Origin of the sequence: Cupriavidus sp. CuC1 (genome assembly GCF_044627735.1) — a bacterium.
In the GTDB taxonomy this organism is placed as follows: Bacteria; Pseudomonadota; Gammaproteobacteria; order Burkholderiales; family Burkholderiaceae; genus Cupriavidus; species Cupriavidus ulmosensis.
The window spans coordinates 44,930-51,350 of sequence record NZ_JBIUHC010000074.1; the positions used below are offsets into that span (position 1 = coordinate 44,930).

General features: G+C 67.5%; 5 protein-coding genes and 1 pseudogene. 5 read left to right on the forward strand and 1 reads right to left on the reverse strand.

What is annotated here, in order from left to right:
* Positions 1–92: 92 nt before the first annotated feature.
* Entirely contained in the window at positions 93–671 is a 579-nt protein-coding gene (locus ACGLHR_RS28270; RefSeq protein ID WP_400097622.1) for a YqaA family protein, read from the reverse strand.
* Positions 672–1,086: 415 nt separating this feature from the next.
* Between ACGLHR_RS28270 and ACGLHR_RS28275 the strand changes: the two genes are divergently transcribed.
* The 5 genes and pseudogenes from ACGLHR_RS28275 to ACGLHR_RS28295 form a co-directional block, all read left to right on the forward strand.
* Positions 1,087–1,569, forward strand: a complete 483-nt coding sequence (locus ACGLHR_RS28275) for a (2Fe-2S)-binding protein (RefSeq protein ID WP_267605471.1) — start codon at positions 1,087–1,089, stop codon at positions 1,567–1,569.
* 10 nt (positions 1,570–1,579) lie between these two features.
* On the forward strand, positions 1,580–3,961 hold the full coding sequence (locus ACGLHR_RS28280) for a xanthine dehydrogenase family protein molybdopterin-binding subunit (RefSeq protein WP_267605470.1): 2,382 nt from the start codon (positions 1,580–1,582) through the stop codon (positions 3,959–3,961).
* Positions 3,962–3,976: 15 nt separating this feature from the next.
* Positions 3,977–4,777, forward strand: coding sequence for an FAD binding domain-containing protein (locus tag ACGLHR_RS28285; RefSeq protein WP_400097615.1), 801 nt, complete (start codon positions 3,977–3,979; stop codon positions 4,775–4,777).
* Positions 4,778–5,002: 225 nt separating this feature from the next.
* Positions 5,003–5,899 carry a MoxR family ATPase gene (locus ACGLHR_RS28290; RefSeq protein ID WP_267605468.1) on the forward strand — a complete coding sequence of 299 codons (897 nt, stop codon included), beginning with the start codon at positions 5,003–5,005 and terminating at the stop codon, positions 5,897–5,899.
* A gap of 3 nt (positions 5,900–5,902) precedes the next feature.
* Positions 5,903–6,421 (forward strand): annotated as a pseudogene (locus ACGLHR_RS28295) (hypothetical protein); the annotation flags it as partial.

A 6,421-nucleotide genomic window follows, 5' to 3' on the forward strand; every position in this document is an offset into this window, starting at 1 on the left:
ACTTCAAGGCCTGCTTTCGCCGCACCGCAACATGGCAGAACCTTGCTTGGACAAGGGTTGCCTTACCCCTTCCGTGACGCCGGAGGCGCTGGCTAGAACAGGCTTTTGAGGCTGGCAGCGACGCCATGCCAGAAACTATTCGGGATCCAGAGCAGGGCTATCGTCATCGCAAGGTAGCGCAGAAACTTGCCAATCGCCATGTAAACCAGGCTCGGCCAGAACGGCAGCCGGAGCCAGCCCGCCAAAGTGCATAAAGGATCACCAATTCCCGGTAACCACGAGGCCAGCAGGGTCGGCGGCCCCAGTCGGCGCATCCAGCGGAAGTAACGCGCGTCCAGCGCCGGCTTGCGCGGCTGGCGGGGATGGCGGCGGTGCTGGGCATGCTCCTCCTCGTGCGCGCGCTGCTGGCGCCGCTTGCGGAACCGCACCAGCGCCAGCTTGGCCGCGTAGCCCAGCCACCAGTCGATGGCGCCGCCCGCGGTGTTGCCGAGCGTGGCGACGATGATGGCCGGCCAGAACAGATGCGGGTTGAGCTTGATATACCCGAATACCGCTGGCTCGGAGCCCAGGGGCAACAAGGTGGCGGACACCAGGCTGACCACGAAGATAGCCGGCAGGCCCACCTTGGGCAGGGCAACGGTTTCGAACAGCCAGTCGATGAAGCCTTCCATAGAGAGAGAGTTGGTGCCGGTGCGGTGTGAATGCGGCGTGAATGTGGTCTGAATGCGGTGCGACCACGCTGCGGCGATCGGATGGCGGGCCATTCTAGCAGCGCCATCTTGCGCGCCCGCACCCGACGCCGGCCGCGCCCTCTGGCCACGTCAGGTGGCGCAGGGGCAACCCGCATGGCATGCACCGGAGATTTGTGATTAACTGTTAGAGTCTGCCGCAGCCAAACGTTCACGGCGCGGCATTGTTCGGCAATACCCAGCGATACCCGGCAATAAATACCCGGCAGCACCGCAGTACCAACATCACGAAATAGCCGTACCCAACAAACGGCAGTAACGCGTCGTGGCCAGTCCCGCGCAGCTTTTCGGGATTCAGGGATTGGTCGTGCACGTGTCCACCCACATGGAGACAAGCATGGCGATTCCTATCCGCCTGACCGTCAACGGCCGCGCCGTCGACGCGCAGGTAGAACCCCACACCCTTCTCGTCCAGTTCCTGCGCGAACAACTCCGCCTGACCGGTACCCATGTCGGCTGCGACACCGCCCAGTGCGGGGCTTGCACCGTGCACATGGACGGCCGCGCGGTCAAGTCGTGCAACATGCTGGCGCTGCAGGCGGATGGCGCCAGCATCACCACCATCGAAGGGATCGCCCCGGAGGGTCAGCTCCACCCCATGCAGGAAGCCTTCCGCAACTGCCACGGCCTGCAGTGCGGCTTCTGCACACCCGGCATGGTGATGAGCGCCATCGCGCTGGTCAGGCAGCAGCCCAATGCCGACGCCACCGCCATCCGCGAGCAGCTCGAGGGCAACCTGTGCCGCTGTACCGGCTATCACAACATCGTGCGCGCGGTGCAGGAAGGCCAGTCCGCGATGCATGGCGTCAGCGCTGAATAAGGGGACCGCCATGAACGCACCAGACAACCAACACCTGATCGGCGCCTCGGTCAAGCGCAAGGAAGACTACCGCTTCCTCACCGGCAACGGCCAGTACACCGACGACATCGTGCTGCCGCAGCAAAGCTACGGCTACTTCCTGCGCTCGCCGCACGCGCACGCCCGCATCGTCTCCATCGACAAGACCGAAGCGCTGGCCTCGCCCGGCGTGGTCGCCATCTTCACCGGCGAGGATGTTGCCGCCGACAAGGTCGGCGGCCTGCCCTGCGGCTGGCTGATCCACAGCATTGACGGCAGCCCGATGAAGGAGCCGCCGCACCCGGTGCTGGCGCAGGGCAAGGCCCGCCACGTGGGCGACCAGGTCGCGCTGGTGGTGGCCGAAACGCTGCAGCAAGCCAAGGACGCCGCCGAGAAGATCGACGTGCAATACGACGAACTGCCCGCCGTGGTGAATACCGCGCAGGCCGCCACCGCCAGCTCGCTGGTACATGACGACGTGCCCGAGAACACCAGCTATGTCTGGGGCCACGGCGACCGCGCCGCCACCGACGCCGCCTTTGCCAAGGCCGCCCACGTGACCACGCTGGAGATCATCAACAACCGGCTGATCCCCAACGCCATCGAGCCGCGCGCCGTCAATGCCAGCTACACCCGGCAGGACGACAGCTACACCGTCTATGTGTCGAACCAGAACCCGCACGTCGAGCGCCTGCTGATGGGCGCCTTCGTGCTCGGCCTGCCGGAGTCGCGCCTGCGCATCATCGCGCCGGACGTGGGCGGCGGCTTCGGCTCCAAGATCTTCCTGTACGCGGAAGACGTGGCGCTGACCTGGGCCTCGAAGAAGATCAAGCGCCCGATCAAGTGGACCGCCGAGCGCTCGGAGTCCTTCCTGACCGATGCGCACGGCCGCGACCACGTCACCAAGGCCGAGCTGGCGATGGACGCCGACGGCAAGTTCCTGGCCATGCGGGTGCACACCACCGCCAACATGGGCGCGTACCTGTCGACTTTTGCGTCCAGCGTGCCGACCATCCTGTACGCCACGCTGCTGGCCGGGCAGTACACCACGCCGGCGATCTATGCCGAAGTGCGCGCCGTGTTCACCAACACCGCGCCGGTGGACGCTTACCGCGGCGCGGGGCGCCCGGAGGCCACCTATGTGGTGGAGCGGCTGGTGGAAACCGCGGCGCGCGAGATGAAGATGGACCCGGCGGAAATCCGCCGCAAGAACTTCATCCACGACTTCCCGTACGCCACCCCGGTCGGCCTGACCTATGACACCGGTGACTACGAGCCGTGCCTGGCACGCGCGCAAGAGCTCGCGGATGTCAAAGGCTTCCCCGCGCGGCGCGATGAAGCCAAGCAGCGCGGCAAGCTGCGTGGGCTGGGCTACTCCTGCTACATCGAGGCATGCGGGCTGGCGCCGTCGAATATCGCCGGCGCGCTGGGCGCGCGCGCGGGGCTGTTCGAGGTGGGCGAGATCCGTGTCCACCCGACCGGCACCGTGACCGTCTTCACCGGCTCGCACAGCCACGGCCAGGGGCATGAAACCACCTTTGCGCAGATCGTGGCGGACCGGCTCGGCATTGCGCTGGATGCCGTGGAAGTGGTGCACGGCGACACCGGCCGCGTGCCGTTCGGCATGGGCACCTATGGCTCGCGCTCGCTGTCGGTAGGCGGCTCGGCCATCATGAAGGCGCTCGACAAGATCGAAGCCAAGGCCAAGAAGATCGCGGCCCACTTGCTGGAGGCCTCGGACGCCGATATCGAGTTCAAGAACGGCACGTTCAGCGTGGCCGGCACCGACCGCAGCAAGACCTTTGGCGAAGTGGCGCTCACCGCCTACGTGCCGCACAACTACCCGCTCGACAAGCTGGAACCGGGCCTGAACGAAAACGCCTTCTACGACCCGACCAACTTCACCTACCCATCGGGCGCCTACATCTGCGAGGTGGAGGTCGATCCTGACACCGGCGAGAGCAAGGTGATCAAGTTCACCGCGGTGGACGATTTCGGCAACATCATCAACCCGATGATCGTCGAAGGCCAGGTGCACGGCGGCATCGGCCAGGGCCTCGGCCAGGCCATGCTGGAGCAGTGCGTGTACGACAATGACAGCGGCCAGTTGCTGACCGGCTCCTACATGGACTACGCCATGGCGCGCGCCGGCGACCTGCCGGACTTCACGGTGGAAACCGCCAAGGGCACGCCCTGCACGCACAACCCGCTGGGCGTGAAAGGCTGCGGCGAGGCCGGCGCGATCGGCTCGCCGCCTGCGTTCATCAACGCGCTGGTGGATGCGCTCTCGCCGCTTGGCGTGCACGACATCCAGATGCCCGCCACGCCGCATCGCGTGTGGCAGGCCATCCGCCAGGCGCAGGCCCCTAACTGAGATCGGAGGCACACCATGTACGCATTCCATTTCGAACGCGCCGCCGATGCCAAGTCGGCGGTGGCCAAGCTCAAGGCGGACAGCGACGCCAAGTTCCTCGGCGGCGGACAGAGCCTGCTGGCCGCGATGAAGCTGCGCCTCGCCGCGCCGTCCGCGCTGATCGACGTATCCCGCATTCCCGGCATGGCGGATATCCATGTCGAGAACGACGAGCTGGTGATCGGCGCGGCGGCACGCCATGCCGACGTGGCGGCCAACGCCGACGTGCGCAAGCGCATCCCCGCGCTGGCCGCGCTGGCCGACGGCGTCGGCGACCGGCAGGTACGCGCGATGGGCACGCTGGGCGGCTCGCTCGCCAACGACGATCCGGCCGCCTGCTACCCGGCAGCGGTGCTCGCGCTCAACGCCACCGTGGTCACCGACCGCCGCAATATCGCCGCCGATAGCTTCTTCAAGAGCCTCTACGAAACCGCGCTGGAACCCGATGAGCTGATCACCGCCGTGCGCTTTCCCACGCCGGACAAGGCCGCCTACATCAAGTTTCGCAACCCGGCATCGCGCTTCGCGCTGGTGGGCGTGATGGTGGCGCAGTTCGGCAAGGTCGTGCGGGTGGCGGTCACCGGCGCGGCCGACAGCGTGTTCCGCAGCGCACCGCTGGAGCAGGCGCTGGCGGCCAGCTTCACGCCGGCGGCAGCGCGCGCGGTGGTGGTCGATGCAAGCAAGCTGAACACCGACCTGCATGCCTCGGCCGAGTACCGCGCGCACCTGATCCCGGTGCTGGCGGCACGCGCGGTGGAGCAGGCGTTGAAGGGCTAGCGCCAAGCCATCCAGTCCAAACCCGCCCCTCATCCCCCGGCATTGGCCGGAGCCCACAGGATGCGCCCGCGCCGTCTGGAATGACGACGGCTGTCGCTCCCTCTCCCCTCATGGGGAGAGGGTTGGGGAGAAGGGCGGTTTGGCCAGGAGCCGCAATCAGCGAAGCCAATGGTTTTTTTACCTGCGCCCACTCTATCCGCACATAGCACCATCCGGCCATCCTTCATGCTCCCCCAGTCCATCGACCAGACCGCCGCCCTGCTGGAGGCACAGCAGTATTTCGCCGATCGCGAAACCGCCACCGTGCTCTACCTGGCGCTGCGCATGCAGCGGCCGCTCTTCCTCGAAGGCGAGCCCGGCGTGGGCAAGACCGCGCTGGCACGGGCCATGGCCGACGCGCTCGGCACGCGCTTGCTGCGCCTGCAATGCTACGAGGGGCTCGATGCCTCCAGCGCGCTGTACGAATGGGACTACCCGCGCCAGATCATGGCGCTGCGCCTGGCGGAGGCGCGCGGCGAGCGCCCCGACACGCAATCGCTGTACCACGACGATTTCCTGCTCAAGCGGCCGCTGCTGGAATCCCTGCTGCCGGACCCTGCCGCGCCTGGCATTCCACGCGTGCTGCTGATCGACGAGATCGACCGCGCCGATGAGCCCTTCGAAGCCTTCCTGCTGGAGGTGCTGTCCGAGTTCCAGGTATCGATCCCCGAGATCGGCGTGATCCGGGCCGAACAGCCACCGCTCATCATCGTCACCTCCAACCGGACCCGCGAGGTGCATGACGCGCTCAAGCGCCGCTGCCTGTACCAGTGGATGGGCTACCCCCAACGCGAACGCGAACTGCAGATCGTGGCCGCGCGCGCGCCCGAGGCCGCCGCCGCGCTGCAGCACCAGGCCATCGACTTTATCCACCGGCTGCGCGGCATCGACCTGTTCAAGTCCCCCGGCATCGCCGAGGCCATCGACTGGTGCCGCGCGCTGGCCGCGCTGGGCGTCAGCGAGCTGGATCCGCAATCGGTGCGCGACACGCTGGGTGTGCTGCTCAAGTACCAGGACGACCTGGCCCGGGTAGATGGCCCCACCGTGGCCGAGCTGCTCGCCAGCCGGGCGCCGGGAGCCTGAGCCATGCCCCGGCTCCATCCGGACGCTCCGCTGGCCGCCGCGCCACCCGCCGGCACGCTGCCCATGCTGGCGCGCAACGTCACGCACTTCGTGCGGCTGCTGCGCGATGCCGGCTTCGCGCTGTCGCCCGCACATGCTGTGGATACGCTGCTGGCGCTGCAATACGTGGACATCGGCAGGCGCGACGAGGTACGCGCGGCCATGGCAGCCCTGATGGTCAACGGACCCGACCAGCGCATGTTGTTCGACGCCGCCTTCGACCTGTTCTGGCGCGACCCGGACTGGGAGGGCAAGCTGCGCGCCCTGCTGCTGCCGCGCGTGGACTCCGGCGCGCCGCCGCCGCCGCGCAACAACCGGCTGGCCGACGCGCTCGCCGCCCAACGCCCTGCCGGGTCCGGCCGACGTGGCGAGGACCACGTCGAGCGCTTCACCGCACCGCTTACCTTTTCCGCGCAGGAGCGCCTGGCGCAACGCGACTTTGAAACCCTCGGCGCGGAAGAATGGCGGGCGCTGCAGCACATG